The organism is Pseudomonas sp. TS_SC_3 (assembly GCF_056156225.1).
This window is the reverse complement of the sequence record NZ_CM149586.1, coordinates 1801515-1815647: the sequence shown is the minus strand read 5'-3', so window position 1 is coordinate 1815647 and position 14133 is coordinate 1801515. Positions and strand designations below refer to the sequence as shown.

Genomic DNA, 14133 nt, shown 5'->3' with positions numbered 1-14133 from the left:
CTCACCGGCTGTATGACTCCACCGGAGACTAAATAAGAAAAGCCCGTCACTTAGACGGGCTTTTTTGTTGCTGTGGGCGCGATCAGTGCAGCGGTAGCTCAACACCTTCGAACAACTCCTCCAGCTCGGTTTTGCTGTGGCATTGCACAGCCTTAGCCATGACCTCACGGGTCAGGTGTGGGGCGAATTTCTCGATAAAGTCGCACATAAAGCCACGCAGGAAGGTCCCGCGTCGGAAGCCGATTTTGGTCACGCTGGATTCAAACAGGTCGCCAGCATCCAGCACCACGAGGTCCGGGTCGAGCTTGGCGTCAATGGCCATTTTAGCCACGATGCCCACGCCCAGGCCCAAGCGCACGTAGGTTTTGATCACGTCGGCGTCGGCGGCGGTAAACACCACTTTTGGCGTCAGGCCGCGATGGCTAAAGGCTTCGTCGAGTTTGGAGCGGCCGGTAAAGCCGAATACATAGGTGACGATGGAGTATTCGGCCAGCGCTTCCAGAGTCAGCCTGGGCAGCTTGGTCAATGGGTGGCCCTGAGGCACGACCACGCAACGGTTCCAGCGGTAGCAGGGCATCATGATCAGGTCGTTGAACAGCTCCAGGCCTTCGGTGGCGATGGCGAAGTCGACAGTGCCATCGGCCGCCATTTCGGCGATCTGCATGGGTGTGCCCTGGTGCATATGCAGGGCCACGTCGGGGTATTGCTTGATAAAGGCGCTTATCACCGGCGGCAGGGCATAGCGCGCCTGGGTGTGGGTGGTGGCGATGGACAGGGTGCCTTTCTTCTCGTTGGAGAATTCCTGGGCGATTTGTTTGATGCTTTCGACTTTGCGCAGGATTTCCCCAGCGGTGTTGATGATGCGCTCGCCCGCCGGGGTGATGCGAGTCAGGTGTTTGCCGCTGCGGGCGAAGACTTCAACCCCCAGTTCGTCTTCGAGTAGGCGAATCTGTTTGCTGATGCCGGGCTGTGAGGTGTAGAGGCTTTGCGCCGTGGCTGAAACGTTGAGGTCGTGATGCGCGACTTCCCAGATGTAGCGCAATTGCTGAAGCTTCATAAAAATCCCTCAAAGCAGAAAGACAGCCGTTCAAGATACCGGCGTTTATATAACCATAATGCCTAGTAAAGCATTAAACCTAGACCAAAAAGCAAAAATAACGTTTATCTAAAGCTCGCCTCGGCTGCGATGTTGCAACATAGGCACTAGGTATACCGGTACTTCCGACAATTGCACCAGCCGGGAAGCGGTGCGTCCCAGTGGGATGTCCATGTCCGTGCCATGGCTGTGGCTGCCCAGCACGAGCAAATCCACGCCGAATTGCTGCGCCTCATCGAGTATCACCAGCGGCGGATCGCCCTGTACCACACGGACGGCCTTGATCAGTTGCATGTCCTGCAATGTTTCGCCAATTTCATCGCGGAAACCTTCCAGCACCCGCTGCTCGATACTCGCCATCACTGTGCTCAGGCCATTCGTGCGCAGCTCTTTAAGCCGCTCCTCATCGAGGTAGGTCTGCAGCACCGATTCGGCAAACAGACCCATGGGCTCCACCGCGTGCACCACATACAAGCTGGCATTGAAGGAGCGAGTTAGCGCTAGCGCATGTTGCAGGACGTAAGGTGCGTAAAGACCGAGGTCGGTGGCATAGAGAATCGAGCGGATCATTCGGCCTCCTTGACTGCCTGACTGGCGGGCCCTGATTTGAGCTTAGCAGCGCCATCGATAAGTCAAAGAAAGCCGAGGTTTTGAGGACGAATGGTTATATACGAGGAGACGGGCTGAATGGCGAGGGGCGGTTGAGCGCCCTCGCGCGGGGGCTAAAGTTGCGGCTCGTTGCTGATGCCGTGTGGGACGTGACCGGTGGCAACCACTTTACTGGCTTTTTCGCAGTGGCCGGTTTGGTCGTCGAAGAATACGTCGGCACCGAAAGTTTCCAGAATCGCCGCCTTTTCCAGGCCGCCGAGAAAGAACGATTCATCCAAGCGGATATTCCATTCGCGCAGCGTGCGAATCACTCGCTCATGGGCTGGGGCCGAACGTGCGGTGACCAGCGCTGTGCGAATCGGGCACTGCTCTTCGGGAAACTCCTGTTGCAGGCGGTGCAGGGCGGCGAGGAATGGCTTGAATGGGCCGCCGCCGAGCAACTCACGCGCCGACTGGCGCTCGTGACTCTGGAAGGCTTCCAGGCCGGCCTGCTGATAGACCCGTTCGGACTCATCGGAAAACAGCACGGCGTCACCGTCGAAGGCGATGCGCAGTTCATTACTCGCTGCCCGTCGAGCACCGCCGGAGAGAATGGTCGCCGCACCGAAACCGGCACGCAGCGCGCTGCGCACATCTTCCGCGTGGGTGGAGAGGAACAAGTGACAGCCGAATGCAGCCAGATACGGGTCGGGGCTGCGCCCGCCGACAAAAGCCGCGCGGGAGATGCCCAAACCGTAGTGCTGGATTGAATTGAACGCGCGCAGGCCAGTGTCGGCGCTGTTGCGCGAGACCAGAATCACCTCGACCCGCTGCTGCTTGAGGGCTGTATTCAGCGCGAGCAACTTCTCGACCAGGGGAAAGGCATCACCGGGGGCGAGTATCTCGTCCTCATGTTCAATCTGGTATTGGCGGTAGGCCGCGACGCCCTGGCTTTCATAGATGCGGTGGCTTTCGCTGAGGTCGAACAGCGCCCGCGAGGAGATCGCCAGCACCAGTTTGTCGCCTAATCCTTTGCTCATGGCAGTGTCCTATTGCGCGCGTTGTTCGAGGAAGCGCAGCGTCTGATAAAGCATCTCGGTGCGCGGCATGGCGCAGCCAGCCTGGGCCGCAGCGGCCAACGGCGCGGCGTAAATAGCGTGCAACTCCATCAGGCGCTTGAGCATGAAGTCGTGGTACATGCTCGGGAGGTAGTCGGGCATGCGGTCGGTGGCTGCCAGCAGTTTGCCGGCAAAGCCTGCGGGTAACTGATAGCCGCAGGCGCCGGCGGCATCCACCACTTCTTGCATGATCGCTTCGATCAGCGCACGGCTGTCAGCATTGCCCATCAACGCCGTGGTAGCACTGTTCAGCAGCACGGCCAGGCCGTTATAGGGCACGTTCCACACCAGTTTCTGCCAGCGCGCCTGGTTCAGCTCAGCCATGGCGGTGGAGTCCAGCCCCGCTGCCTGAAACAGCGCGCAACCTTGCTCGAGGATCTGCTGACGGCTCTCGGCATCGTTCGCCGGACCTGAGTGGTAGCCCAGGTTGACGCTGCCCAGGGCCTGGTGCTCGACCACTCCCGGTGCGCTGCGATGGGCGCAGATATAACAGAGGCCGCCCAGCAGGTGCAGCGAGTCCGGCAGCAGTGGGCGCAGCTCGTCTTCTACGGCCAGGCCGTTCTGCATCAGCACCACCTTGGCGCCGGGCGCGGCGGCCTGGCTGATCAGCGGGGCGAGTTCGGCGTTGCTGGTGGTTTTAGCACCGATCAGCAGCCAGTCGCATGGCGGCATATCGGTAACCGACTGGTATGCCTGCACCGGTTGCAGGTGCAGGTTACCGTGCACGGCGCTGTTGACCTGTATGCCCTGGCTGGCAACTGCGGCAAATTCGCTGCGCAACAAAAAATGCACATCAAAGCCGGTGCGGGCCAGCATCAGGCCATAAAAACCGCCAATCGCGCCGGAGCCGATAATGCCGATACGCGGTGCTGTATTCATCAAGGTAATTCCTCTGCGGGGCGTGACAGGGCAGTGTCCAGCGCCTGAATAAGTGCGGCGGTATGCAGAGGGCTCTGCAACGCGCCTTAAAACTGACCATCGCGTACCACGAATAACGCAGGTAGATGAAATACCTCATAACGCGTCACTAAACCGCTGCTGTTAGCCGCGTCGACCCAGGCCAGACGCTGGATCGGCAGCGGCAAAGTAGGCAGCTCACGCCGCGCCCAGCGGCAACTGGCACAACCTATGCTGGTAAATATCAGCAGTGAAGTGCCAGACAAGTCGAGCAGATGGCGGTCTGCATCTAAGTCAGTCAGTTCCAGCTCAGTCACTATACTGGCCATTGTGGTATCAAATTGATGGCATCCGAGGTGGTCATAGATGCGTCACTTTCTGCGTCATCCCAGTGATATGCCGGTGGAGTTGGTCTTGCGTAAGCAGGCATGTGTGCCCAAGCAGCGGCTCAACAATATCAGCCTCGGCGGTGTGGCTTGCAACTCCAGCCGTGCTTTTCGCCGTGGCACAGCGGTTGAAATGCGCATCCCGTTGTTTGGTGAACAGGCGCGCTACCCTGGGCTGGTGGCGTGGTGCCGTAAACAGGGTGAGCATTATTTAGTGGGTATCGCTTTTATTGATGAGGACACCCTGTTCCGCGCGCGCATGGTTGAGCAGGTCTGTCAGATCGAACATTACCGCCACCAGCGCGAGCAAGAACTGGGCTGCAGCCTGTCTGTTGAGGCTGTGGCGCAGGAGTGGATCAGCCAACACGCCGCTGAATTTTCCCGCGACAGCCTCAATCAATGACTCACGCACCGCCCTTGCTTAAGCCTTTAAGCCCATTGTCGAGCCGGGCCTTTACGCGCTAAGGTTCGGCTTCCCCGCTGTGCTCATATTGCTGTGCTCCGCCACACGGGGATCGCTGGCGGCCGGCACCCGTGACCTGATGACTCTAACTGATGAATAGCACGATGGCTGATTTACCGATTGATGACCTGAACGTTGCCTCCAACGAGACCCTGATAACCCCCGCACAGCTCAAGCGTGAAATTCCGCTGACCGATGCTGCTTTGCGCACGGTTGCCAGCGGTCGTGAGGTGATCCGCAATATTCTCGATGGCAAGGATCATCGCCTGTTCGTGGTGGTCGGGCCGTGCTCGATCCACGATATCAAGGCCGCTCACGAGTATGCCGAGCGCCTCAAGGCGCTGGCTGCCGAGGTGTCGGACAGTCTGTATCTGGTTATGCGCGTGTATTTCGAGAAGCCGCGTACCACTGTCGGCTGGAAAGGTCTGATCAACGATCCATTTATGGATGACTCGTTCAAGATTCAGGATGGCCTGCATATCGGTCGCCAGTTGCTGCGTGACCTGGCTGAAATGGGTCTGCCGACGGCTACCGAAGCCCTCGACCCGATTTCCCCGCAGTACCTGCAGGACCTGATCAGCTGGTCGGCCATCGGCGCGCGCACCACAGAATCGCAAACCCACCGCGAAATGGCCTCAGGGCTGTCTTCGTCTGTTGGCTTCAAGAATGGCACCGACGGCGGCCTGACTGTGGCAATCAACGCCCTGCAGTCGGTTTCCAGTCCGCACCGTTTCCTCGGTATCAACCAGGAAGGCGGCGTGTCCATCGTCACCACCAAAGGCAACGCCTACGGGCACGTGGTGCTACGCGGTGGCAACGGCAAGCCGAACTACGACTCGGTCAGCGTGGCCGTGTGCGAGCAGGAGCTGACCAAAGCTGGCATCCGCCCGAACATCATGGTCGACTGCAGCCACGCAAACTCCAACAAAGACCCGGCCCTTCAGCCGCTGGTCATGGACAACGTCGCCAACCAGATTCTCGAAGGTAACCAGTCCATCGTCGGCTTGATGGTGGAAAGTCATTTAGGTTGGGGCGCTCAGTCGATCCCTAAAGATCTGGCGCAGCTTAAATACGGCGTGTCGATCACCGATGCCTGCATCGATTGGGACACCACCGAGAAAACCCTGCGCGGCATGCACGCCAAGCTCAAGGATGTGCTGCCGAAGCGTCAGCGCGGCTAAGTTCAGCGGCTGCAATAAAAACGGGCTTATGCGTGATGCATAAGCCCGTTTTTTATTGAGCGATTGAAAGGGATGCTGTGTGGGAGGGGCTTTAGCCGCGAACCTTTATCGCTGTTGTCGCGGCTAAAGCCCCTCCCACGTGAGACTCAATCGTCCCGCTTGCCCCAATTAAGAATTACCAGGGTCAGCAACCCTGCAACAATCCCCCAGAACGCCGAACCCACCGAAAACAGGGTCATGCCTGAAGCGGTGACGAGAAAGGTGATCAGCGCCGCTTCGCGTTCTTTCGGCTCGCTCATGGCTTGGGTCAGGCCGCCGATGATTGAGGCGAACAGGGCGAGGGCGGCGATGGACAGGATCAGCGCTTTCGGCAATGCCGCAAACAGCGCGGCCAGGGTCGCACCGAAAATACCGGCAATACCGTAAAACACTCCGCACCAGATAGCGGCGGTGTAGCGCTTTTTTGGGTCTTCGTGGGCTTCCGGGCCGGCGCAGATCGCCGCGCTGATGGCGGCCATATGGATGCCATGGCTGCCGAACGGCGCCAGTAGCATCGACGTCAGTCCGGTCGTAGTCAGTAACGGGCTGGCCGGCACGTCATAGCCATTGGCGCGCAGCACGGCCATACCTGGCAGGTTCTGCGAGGCCATGGCGACGATAAACAGCGGGATGCCGATACTGACGGTTGCGGCCACGGAGAAGCGTGGCGTCGACCATTCCGGCACCGCCAGTTGCAATTCGAACTGCTCAAAGTTGAGCAGGCCAAAGAACGCGGCCAGTACGCTGCCGACTATCAGCGCAGCGAGTACCGCGTAGCGTGGCAGCAGACGTTTGCCCAGCAAGTAAGCGAGCAGCATGGCCACCACCAGCAGCGGTTGTTGTTCGGCGGCCACGCAAATCTCCAGGCCGATCTTGAACAGCACGCCGGCGAGCAGGGCGGCGGCGATGGAGGCGGGGATGCGCCGCATCAGGCGATCAAAGCTGCCGGTCAGGCCAATCAGCACAATCAGCCCGGAGGCGAGGATATAGGCGCCAATCGCTTCACTGTAGGGCACGCCAGGCAGGCTGGTGATCAGCAGGGCGGCGCCAGGCGTGGACCAGGCAATCATGATTGGTGCGCGGTAGCGCAGCGACAGGCCGATGCAGCAGATCGCCATGCCAATCGACAGCGCCCAGATCCACGATGAAATCTGCCCGTTAGTTAGACCGGCAGCTTGGCCGGCCTGGAACATCAGCACCAGCGAGCTGGTGTAACCGGTAAGCATGGCGATAAACCCGGCGACTACCGCCGAGGTTGAGGTATCGGCCAGCGGCCTTAGGCGGGCTTGCGGCAGGTCGTGCATCAGAGCAGTCCGGTATCAGCGAAGATGGGGTACAGCGAGGCGACCAGCAGCAGCGCCATGCCGATATTAAACACGCGCAGGGCGCGAGCATTGCTCAGCCAGTTACGCAGCAGGCTACCGGCGATAGTCCACAGGCCGACGCTGGGGCAGTTGACCAGGGCGAACAGCGCGGCAATCAGCAGCACGTTGACCACGAAGTTTTCCTGCGGGGTGTAGGTGGTGATAGCGCCAATGGCCATGATCCAGGCTTTCGGGTTGACCCACTGAAAGGCCGCTGCCTGCAGAAAGGTAAACGGCTTGCCCACCGGCTTTCCGCCATCCTGCGGTGCACCGGAGCCGGCAATCTTCCAGGCCAGGTACAGCAGGTAGGCCGCGCCCAGATAGCGCAACACCTCATACAGCAGCGGCACTTGTTCGAACAGCTGGCCCAAGCCGAGGCCGACCGAAGCCACCAGCAGCATAAAGCCCAGGCTGATGCCAAACATATGCGGCAGGCTGCGGCGCAGGCCGAAGTTCACCCCGCTGGCCAGCAACATCATATTGTTCGGCCCCGGCGTCACGGAGGTGACAAAGGCAAAGGCGATAAAGGCGAGCAGCAGTTCGGCGGTCATGGCGCGGCACTCAGAGGCAGTGCGGGTCAGCCTAGGGGCAGATGGGCTGGGCGTCGCGGTACAGCCGCGCGGCCAATCAACGGTACAGTTTTAGCTGGCTTGGTTGCGGCATCAGTACAGTTTCCAGACTTGGACCGTCAGCTTTCATTGGCGCTGTTGTGCAGCGCTTGATTGACCAGCAGCCAGCCACTGACTGCAGTTTCACCGGCTTCACTGAAGGCTCTTTGCAATAATTTTGTCTGTTCGCGGTGCAGGGCTTTTTCCAGCTTGGCGCCTTCTTTGGTAAAGCCAAGCAGGCGTTTGCGCTTGTCATCTTCGGCGGCCAGGCTCTGCACCAGCCCCATTTCCAGCAACTGGCGCAGTGGGATGTTCAGCGCTTGCTTGCTGACGCCGAGGTAGCCCAGCAGCTCTTTCATGCTCAAACCGGGATACCGGGCGATAAAAAACAGGATGCGGTGGTGCACCCGCGACAAGCCGCGGCGTGCCAGCATTTCATCGGCTTTGGCAGTAAAGGCCTGATAGCCGAAGAAGAAGGCTTCCATCGCAGTTTGCTGAGCGGCGATACTCTTGAAATCAATCATTAAGGTCAAGCCTATTGACGTATGTGCGGTGGCCGGCGTAGTTTCTGGCAACACGAGTTTCGGTCAAACAGTTTGACCTATTTTTATTTGCCTTTGCTACCGGTGTATCCATGGCCTTCTCCGAACGTGTTGCCCGCCTGAAAAGCTCCCTGATCCGTGAAATTCTGGCTGCAGCGCAGCGTCCGGAAGTGATGTCGTTTGCCGGCGGTTTGCCCGCCGAACCGATGCTGCCGAAGGTCGAGTGGGACGCGATGCCCGCGAGTATGGGTCAGTACGGCACCAGTGAAGGTGAGCCGGCGCTGCGCGAGGCGATTGCGGCCGATGCCCGTGCCCTCGGCGTGCCGTGCGACGCCAGCCAGGTGCTGATCGTCAGTGGTTCGCAACAGACCCTGGATCTGGCCAGCAAGCTGTTTATTGATCCGGGTACCGAAGTGCTGCTCGAGGCGCCGACCTACCTCGCCGCACTGCAGGCCTTCCAGCTGTTTGGTGCTGATTGCATCGCCGTGCCGCAGGAAGCCGATGGCCCGCAGATTGATGCGTTGCGCGAGCGGCTGCAGAACCACAAGCCGGCTTTCGCCTATCTAATCCCAACTTTCCAGAACCCTTCGGCGGTGCGTTACAGTGAAGCCAAGCGCGACGCCGTAGCGGCCTTGCTCGATGAGTTTGGCGTGACCCTGCTTGAAGATGAGCCTTACCGTGAGCTGGTGTTTGACGACGGCAGCGCCACACCGATTGTCAGCCGCCTGCAGAAGGCCAGCTGGATCTACACCGGCACCGTGTCGAAAACCCTGCTGCCAGGGCTGCGCGTCGGCTACCTGATTGCCACACCGGATCTATACCCCTACCTGCTGCGCCTCAAGCAATCTGCAGATTTGCACACCAACCGCATTGGTCAGTGGCAGGCGCTGCAGTGGCTGGGCAGTGAGAAATACCGTGGTCACCTGGCCGAGCTGCGCGACTTCTACCGCATCCGTCGCGATGCTATGCAGGCGGTGCTGGAAGAGCATTTCAGTGACCTGGCCGATTGGCAGGTGCCTCAGGGCGGGCTGTTCTTCTGGCTAACCCTCAAACAGCCGCTGGACACGCGCACCTTGCTGGCCCCAGCCCTGGCGCAGAACGTAGCGTTTATGCCGGGTGAGCCGTTCTTTATCGATCCCGATGCCCATCCCGGTCATCTGCGGCTGAACTTCAGCCACGTGGCGCCGGAGCGCCTAAGTGAAGGTCTCAAACGCTTGGCCGTTGTGATTCGCGAGGCGCAAGCACACTAGCTAGAAAGGTTTCGTCGGAGGAGGGCGATATGTACAAGGTTTATGGCGATTACCGCTCGGGCAACTGCTACAAGGTCAAGCTGATGCTGCACCTGCTGGATCAGCCCTATGAGTGGATACCGGTCGATATCCTCAAGGGCGAGACCCAGAGCGAAGCGTTTTTGGCCAAGAACCCCAACGGCAAGATCCCGGTGCTGGAGTTGGACGATGGCACCTGTTTGTGGGAGTCCAACGCCATTCTCAACTTCCTCGCCGATGGTAGTGCGTTTCTGCCCACTGAGCCGCGCTTGCGCACCCAGGTTCTGCAGTGGCAGTTTTTCGAGCAGTACAGCCATGAACCCAATGTTGCAGTGGCGCGGTTTATCCAGCTGTATCAGGGGCTGCCGCCAGCACGTCGCGCCGAGTACGAGGCCTGTCAGGCGCTGGGTTACAAGGCGCTCAAGGTGATGGAGAAGCAGCTGCAGCGCACCTCCTACCTGGTTGGCGAGGATTTCTCGATTGCCGACATCGCCCTGTATGCCTACACCCATGTGGCAGAGGACGGCGGCTTCGACTTGACGCCATTCCCCGCCATTCGTACATGGCTGGCGCGGGTGGCTAGTCATCCGCGTTATATCGGCATGCTCGACTGACCATCTGCTGAGGCCAGTTGGTGCATAGGGATGTGCCCGTTGGCTAACGGGCATCGCCAGCTCGGCGTAAAAAAACTTATCATTCAACGATCTATCTACATGACTGGGTCGCGGATGCCATCTGCTGTTCAGCGCTACACGCGGCGTATTGCTGCTGCCCTGGCGCGCTACTTCCCCCACACCACGGCGTACTTGCGTGCCGACCGCGAGGCGACCGCTTTATTAAAAAAGCCAACCGCTCGCGCAAAGAAGCCCGCTGCGGGCAAAGCTAAATCAAACGCTGCAAAGCCGTCGGCTAAACCCCGCCGAGCGCCCAGCAAAACCAGCACTTGCGGTATTTATGGCCCGGCCATGCTGCCGGTTGATGCTGCGCAGAGCCTGGCGATGCGTGAGCAAGTGGCGCGCGCGGTACAGGCTGGGCTAATCAGTGCGCCTTCGGATGAGCAGTGGGCGATGATCCTCAGCCATCATCCGCTCACGCGCATCTTCGCCGGTGCCGGTTCGGGCAAGTCCACCACGCTGGTGCTGCGCGTGGTGTTTATGCTCTGCCATCTGGGCATTAAACCTGAACAGTTGACGGTGATTTCCTTCACCAATGCGTCTTGCGCCGAGCTGCGCGCACAGCTGCTCAAGGTGCTGGGTTTCTTCAACTATCCCTTTGATGAAGCCCTGGCGCGGCAATGTGTGCGCACCTTCCACTCGGCCATGGGTGCTATGGCGAAAAGCCTGCTCGACAGCCCACGCTGGTTTGAGCAGTTAGACGATAAACAGGCGGCCGGCCGCGAGCTGGATAACCCACTGATGGCAAGTCGTTTACGGCCCGCGCAGCAGCGCTTGCTGAAACATGCCTACCAACAGTGTTATGCCGAGCATGACGTGTTTCGCCAGCGCGTGCACAGCCTGCTGCAGCTGCCTATGCTATTGGAGGCCGGCAAGCGTCAGCCCAAGGCGCCGCTGGATGCGTTCACGTTGCAGGGCGAGTTCAGCGCTGCGCCGCTGTATGAAGCGTTCTTCGCCCAGGCTGGCTTTGCCGAGAGCATCGGTATTGAGGTCGCCTCATTACAAGCACAGGCGCTAGATGGCTCGCTCCAGGTGCGCGAGTTCTGTGAGGCCTTGGCGCTGTTCTGGCCGTATGTTGATCGCAGCCTGCAAGAACAGGGGTTGATGACCTTCAATACCGCGTTCAAGCAGTTGACGGCACGGCTGAATAGCGATGGGCAGGGCGTGCCGGCCGAGTTACTGGCGCCCTTTAATCATCTATTAATCGACGAATTTCAGGATATCTCGCCGCAAATCGTGCAGTGGCTGCAGGCCGTGCAACGCGCCCAAGCCGGGCGGGGCAGCGCCGTTAGCCTGATGGCCATTGGTGATGACTGGCAGTCGATCTACGGCTGGCGCGGCAGCTCACCCGAGCTGTTTATCGACTTCGACCGGCATTTTCCCGGCAAGGGACGGGCCAAACACAGCGCCGTGCTGACGCTGGCGAACAACTACCGCTCGATTGAGCCGATTATCCGTGATGCCGAAGCGCTGCTTGGCGGCGTACAGCATAAGCAGGCAAAGGCCAGCCTCGCGATCAAACCCACCCAGCCAGGCGACCATGGTGTGCACCTGATTCAGCGTTTCGACAGTAAGGCGCGTTTGCCCGAGTTGCTCAAACAGATTGAGGAGCAGTGCGCCTATGCCGTGCAGCGCAACAGCCGTGAGCGCACTGCAGTGCTGTTGCTCAGTCGGCGTAACGAGCCGTTAAAAGCCATCACCGCACTGTTGGACAAAAAGCTGCCGGTCAAGGCGTACACCATTCACCGCGCCAAAGGGCTACAGGCTGAGGTGGCCATCATCCTCGACGAGTGCATGCCGCCCACGCCCCACCCGCTGCGCAACGCGCTGTATGCCTATTCGGGGTTCTTCAGCAACAGCTACGACCAGGCGATGCGGGATGAAAGCCTGCGCCTGGCCTATGTGGCGGTTACGCGTGGCGTCAGTCGGGTGTTCTGGTATTGCCAGAAAACCCAGGGTGCGACGCAGGTCTTGGCGCAGCGCCGCTGACTTAACCGGCCATGCGTTTTAGCGTGTCATCCTTTTTAATGAAGTGGTGAAACAGCGCCGCCCCTATATGACCCACCACCAGAGCCAGTAATAGCCAAGCCAGTGGCGAGTGCAGGTTGCCGAGGCTGATCATCCACTCGGTTTTCAGGCCGGTCTTGGCGATCAGTTGCAGGCCAAATACCTTCATCCCGTAGCCGTTGCCGAGCATCACAAAAAGGCCAGTGAGCGGCATCAGCAGCATACTGGCATAGAGCAGCCCGTGGCCGGCTTTGACCAATAGCGCGGTTGGCCCATCATGCTGTGGGCGTTGGTGCCGTTGAGACAACGCCCACAGCAGGCGCAGCACGATCAGCACCAGCAGCAGGCTGCCGATGGACACATGCCAGGGCACCAGCGTTTGGCCGACCCAATGCTCACCGTCGTTAATACGGTCGCCGAGTTTGAGCAGTTGCCAGCCGATCAACAGGGCCATGCCCCAATGCAGAAGCCGGGAAATACCGCCATAACGGTGGGCTGAATCATTCATGTTGCTCTCCTTGTGGTGCGGGTAAAGGTCAAAACGCCTGTTGGTCCCAAGTGAATGCGGGCAGCGGCGCGGTCGCCATGCGGTGTAAATGCTCCGCGACTACCGATTGCAGGCGCACAAGCGGCTCGCTGTCGGCGGCCTGCACGCGTACATGCAGGCTGCCCTCTAGCGCCTTGAGCACGCAGGTGCCTAAACCAAGCTGAATCTCACCTTGCTGCTCATCGAAGCTGACCGGGAACTTGTGGCTCCAGTGCTTGCACAGGCGCGTGATCAGGCGTTGCGGATTGTCTGTGGGTATCTGTGCAGTTGAACTCAACATGATAAAGCTCCTTTTAGCGCGCCCTCATCGGCGGCGGTGTGGCAACGGCTGCGGCTAGTCAGCATGCTTTCTGCCTTAACACCCTCAACCCGCAAGGCTCAACCCTTGGTCGCAGCCCCCGTAGACCGGTGATACGAGTGGTTTGCCGAAAAGGGTGATGACCATGAAAACGCCTTTGAAATTATCCAAAACGAAACGCCGACAGCGCGGTTTCCATCACGTGGTCGGTGAAGATGCAGTCACCGGTGTCCTCGCCGGCAGCCCCCGCCACCACCATCAGCGGCAGTAGGTGTTCCTCTGCGCGTGGCGGATGGCTCAGCCGCGCCGAGGGTGCCTGCGCCCAGTTAATCAAGGCGTGCTCGCGTTGCGCCGGAGTAAGCGCGACCGCCTGAGCCAGCCAGCGGTCGAAGGTTTCGGAAATCGGCCCGAAACGGGCGTCGCCATACCCGCGCATGTTGTGAAAACTCATACCGCTGCCGACGATCAGCACGCCTTCATCGCGCAACGAGGCCAGTGCTTGGCCGGCGTGCAGGTGCGCTTGCGGGTCTAAGTCATGACGCAGGGACAGTTGCACCACGGGAATATCGGCCCCTGGGAATATCAGCTTCAGCGGGATGAACATGCCGTGATCGAAGCCGCGCGCGGGGTGTTGCTGCGCAGGTAGGTGCGCTTGGCCGAGCAGCTCACTGATGCGCGCCGCCAGGTGGGGCGCACCGGGCGCCGGATAAGTCAGCGCGTAGGTGTGTTCCGGAAAGCCGTGGTAGTCATAGATCAGCGCCGGTTGCGCGCCGCTGGTCACGCTGAACATCGGTTCCAGCCAGTGCGCCGAGACCAGCACGATGGCTTTTGGGCGCGACGGTAATGTGGCGGCCAGGCTCTTGAGAAAATCGGCCATGCGCTGCCATGCAGTCGGCGGGCTCCAGTCCATAAAGAAGCAAGGCCCCGCGCCATGGGGGACGAACAGCGTCGGCATACGCGGATTGCTGAGGGCAGTCATGATCACCTAGCGCACGGTTGAATAGGATGCCGACAAGTATCGCTTGAATCATTTACATTGATAATTCATCAAATAATG

The 14133-nt window shown here is 59.8% G+C and carries 15 protein-coding genes and 1 pseudogene; 5 read left to right on the top strand and 11 right to left on the bottom strand.

Translation table 11 applies throughout. The annotated features are described in order from the left end of the window. Window positions 1-82: 82 nt before the first annotated feature. From cysB to AC0J6G_RS08750, 5 genes and pseudogenes are all read right to left on the bottom strand, one after another. Window positions 83-1057, bottom strand: a complete 975-nt coding sequence (cysB, locus tag AC0J6G_RS08770) for an HTH-type transcriptional regulator CysB (protein ID WP_475253177.1) — start codon at window positions 1055-1057, stop codon at window positions 83-85. 108 nt (window positions 1058-1165) lie between these two features. Then, on the bottom strand, window positions 1166-1666 hold the full coding sequence (locus AC0J6G_RS08765; protein ID WP_475253175.1) for a universal stress protein: 501 nt from the start codon (window positions 1664-1666) through the stop codon (window positions 1166-1168). A gap of 152 nt (window positions 1667-1818) precedes the next feature. Beyond that, window positions 1819-2724, bottom strand: a complete 906-nt coding sequence (locus AC0J6G_RS08760) for a 5'-nucleotidase (RefSeq protein WP_475253173.1) — start codon at window positions 2722-2724, stop codon at window positions 1819-1821. Window positions 2725-2733: 9 nt separating this feature from the next. Continuing rightward, window positions 2734-3681 (bottom strand): putative 2-dehydropantoate 2-reductase, encoded by a 948-nt coding sequence (locus AC0J6G_RS08755; RefSeq protein ID WP_475253171.1) that lies wholly within the window; start codon window positions 3679-3681, stop codon window positions 2734-2736. Next, window positions 3681-4028 (bottom strand): annotated as a pseudogene (locus AC0J6G_RS08750) (YbbN family protein). Before AC0J6G_RS08750 ends, AC0J6G_RS08755 begins: the two are co-directional and overlap by 1 nt. Before the next feature lie 37 nt (window positions 4029-4065). Between AC0J6G_RS08750 and AC0J6G_RS08745 the strand changes: the two are divergent. Together AC0J6G_RS08745 and AC0J6G_RS08740 are read left to right on the top strand one after the other, a co-directional pair. Beyond that, entirely contained in the window at window positions 4066-4488 is a 423-nt protein-coding gene (locus tag AC0J6G_RS08745) for a PilZ domain-containing protein (protein ID WP_475253169.1), read from the top strand. Window positions 4489-4652: 164 nt separating this feature from the next. After that, window positions 4653-5729, top strand: a complete 1077-nt coding sequence (locus AC0J6G_RS08740; protein WP_475253167.1) for a 3-deoxy-7-phosphoheptulonate synthase — start codon at window positions 4653-4655, stop codon at window positions 5727-5729. Between the two features lie 146 nt (window positions 5730-5875). Here AC0J6G_RS08740 and AC0J6G_RS08735 read toward each other — a convergent pair whose 3' ends face one another. The 3 genes from AC0J6G_RS08735 to AC0J6G_RS08725 form a co-directional block, all read right to left on the bottom strand. Next, window positions 5876-7072 carry a benzoate/H(+) symporter BenE family transporter gene (locus tag AC0J6G_RS08735; RefSeq protein ID WP_475253165.1) on the bottom strand — a complete coding sequence of 399 codons (1197 nt, stop codon included), beginning with the start codon at window positions 7070-7072 and terminating at the stop codon, window positions 5876-5878. Continuing rightward, window positions 7072-7683 (bottom strand): LysE family translocator, encoded by a 612-nt coding sequence (locus AC0J6G_RS08730; RefSeq protein ID WP_475253163.1) that lies wholly within the window; start codon window positions 7681-7683, stop codon window positions 7072-7074. Before AC0J6G_RS08730 ends, AC0J6G_RS08735 begins: the two co-directional genes overlap by 1 nt. 137 nt (window positions 7684-7820) lie before the next feature. Beyond that, window positions 7821-8264 (bottom strand): MarR family transcriptional regulator, encoded by a 444-nt coding sequence (locus AC0J6G_RS08725; RefSeq protein ID WP_475253161.1) that lies wholly within the window; start codon window positions 8262-8264, stop codon window positions 7821-7823. Window positions 8265-8374: 110 nt separating this feature from the next. Between AC0J6G_RS08725 and AC0J6G_RS08720 the strand changes: the two genes are divergently transcribed. The 3 genes from AC0J6G_RS08720 to AC0J6G_RS08710 all read left to right on the top strand — a co-directional run bounded on the left by AC0J6G_RS08720 (window position 8375) and on the right by AC0J6G_RS08710 (window position 12213). After that, a complete protein-coding gene (locus AC0J6G_RS08720) occupies window positions 8375-9532 on the top strand; it encodes an aminotransferase-like domain-containing protein (RefSeq protein WP_475253159.1) in 1158 nt (385 codons plus the stop codon). Between the two features lie 29 nt (window positions 9533-9561). Further along, window positions 9562-10164 carry a glutathione S-transferase family protein gene (locus AC0J6G_RS08715; protein ID WP_475253157.1) on the top strand — a complete coding sequence of 201 codons (603 nt, stop codon included), beginning with the start codon at window positions 9562-9564 and terminating at the stop codon, window positions 10162-10164. Between the two features lie 114 nt (window positions 10165-10278). Continuing rightward, a complete protein-coding gene (locus tag AC0J6G_RS08710; RefSeq protein WP_475253155.1) occupies window positions 10279-12213 on the top strand; it encodes a UvrD-helicase domain-containing protein in 1935 nt (644 codons plus the stop codon). 1 nt (window position 12214) lies between these two features. Here the strand turns inward: AC0J6G_RS08710 and AC0J6G_RS08705 are convergent, their stop codons facing one another. From AC0J6G_RS08705 to AC0J6G_RS08695, 3 genes are all read right to left on the bottom strand, one after another. Then, window positions 12215-12739 carry a cytochrome b gene (locus AC0J6G_RS08705; protein ID WP_475253153.1) on the bottom strand — a complete coding sequence of 175 codons (525 nt, stop codon included), beginning with the start codon at window positions 12737-12739 and terminating at the stop codon, window positions 12215-12217. Between the two features lie 28 nt (window positions 12740-12767). Beyond that, window positions 12768-13058 (bottom strand): DUF2218 domain-containing protein, encoded by a 291-nt coding sequence (locus AC0J6G_RS08700; RefSeq protein WP_475253151.1) that lies wholly within the window; start codon window positions 13056-13058, stop codon window positions 12768-12770. 181 nt (window positions 13059-13239) lie between these two features. Next, a complete protein-coding gene (locus AC0J6G_RS08695; RefSeq protein ID WP_475253149.1) occupies window positions 13240-14055 on the bottom strand; it encodes a DODA-type extradiol aromatic ring-opening family dioxygenase in 816 nt (271 codons plus the stop codon). Window positions 14056-14133: the final 78 nt, after the last annotated feature.

Excerpts from the sequence above, each read along its gene's own strand:
- cysB (WP_475253177.1), bottom strand. The coding sequence starts at position 1,057 with ATGAAGCTTCAGCAATTGCGCTACATCTGGGAAGTCGCGCATCACGAC.
- AC0J6G_RS08765 (WP_475253175.1), bottom strand. The coding sequence starts at position 1,666 with ATGATCCGCTCGATTCTCTATGCCACCGACCTCGGTCTTTACGCACCT.
- AC0J6G_RS08760 (WP_475253173.1), bottom strand. The coding sequence starts at position 2,724 with ATGAGCAAAGGATTAGGCGACAAACTGGTGCTGGCGATCTCCTCGCGG.
- AC0J6G_RS08755 (WP_475253171.1), bottom strand. The coding sequence starts at position 3,681 with ATGAATACAGCACCGCGTATCGGCATTATCGGCTCCGGCGCGATTGGC.
- AC0J6G_RS08745 (WP_475253169.1), top strand. The coding sequence starts at position 4,066 with ATGCGTCACTTTCTGCGTCATCCCAGTGATATGCCGGTGGAGTTGGTC.
- AC0J6G_RS08740 (WP_475253167.1), top strand. The coding sequence starts at position 4,653 with ATGGCTGATTTACCGATTGATGACCTGAACGTTGCCTCCAACGAGACC.
- AC0J6G_RS08735 (WP_475253165.1), bottom strand. The coding sequence starts at position 7,072 with ATGCACGACCTGCCGCAAGCCCGCCTAAGGCCGCTGGCCGATACCTCA.
- AC0J6G_RS08730 (WP_475253163.1), bottom strand. The coding sequence starts at position 7,683 with ATGACCGCCGAACTGCTGCTCGCCTTTATCGCCTTTGCCTTTGTCACC.
- AC0J6G_RS08725 (WP_475253161.1), bottom strand. The coding sequence starts at position 8,264 with ATGATTGATTTCAAGAGTATCGCCGCTCAGCAAACTGCGATGGAAGCC.
- AC0J6G_RS08720 (WP_475253159.1), top strand. The coding sequence starts at position 8,375 with ATGGCCTTCTCCGAACGTGTTGCCCGCCTGAAAAGCTCCCTGATCCGT.
- AC0J6G_RS08715 (WP_475253157.1), top strand. The coding sequence starts at position 9,562 with ATGTACAAGGTTTATGGCGATTACCGCTCGGGCAACTGCTACAAGGTC.
- AC0J6G_RS08710 (WP_475253155.1), top strand. The coding sequence starts at position 10,279 with ATGCCATCTGCTGTTCAGCGCTACACGCGGCGTATTGCTGCTGCCCTG.
- AC0J6G_RS08705 (WP_475253153.1), bottom strand. The coding sequence starts at position 12,739 with ATGAATGATTCAGCCCACCGTTATGGCGGTATTTCCCGGCTTCTGCAT.
- AC0J6G_RS08700 (WP_475253151.1), bottom strand. The coding sequence starts at position 13,058 with ATGTTGAGTTCAACTGCACAGATACCCACAGACAATCCGCAACGCCTG.
- AC0J6G_RS08695 (WP_475253149.1), bottom strand. The coding sequence starts at position 14,055 with ATGACTGCCCTCAGCAATCCGCGTATGCCGACGCTGTTCGTCCCCCAT.